Here is a 242-nt window from a genome sequence, read left to right on the forward strand (position 1 = left end):
TAGTATTTTCATGAGATTCTGCATTTTCTAAATAAGGATAGGGAGAAGCGTGATAATTATAATAAGAATAAGCATTATGATAGGGATTTATTGGGTAAGTTGTTCGATTATTATAATAGGGGTTCATTGGATAAGCTGTTCGATCATCATAATAGGGGGGATAATATAAATAAGGGTAGTCCGGGGAATGTGGGACATAAGTATAGTAAATCAACTCATCACATCCTTTCCCGAGGTTTCTC

1 protein-coding gene is annotated in these 242 nt (G+C 34.7%); it reads right to left on the bottom strand.

What is annotated here, in order from left to right:
• A partial coding sequence (locus tag MR071_RS25260) for a hypothetical protein (protein ID WP_375337527.1) occupies nt 1-214 on the bottom strand: 214 nt, incomplete at its 3' end.
• Between the last annotated feature and the right edge of the window lie 28 nt (nt 215-242).

The sequence above is a fragment of the Bacillus cereus group sp. BfR-BA-01316 genome (assembly GCF_022664195.1).
Lineage (GTDB): Bacteria > Bacillota > Bacilli > Bacillales > Bacillaceae_G > Bacillus_A.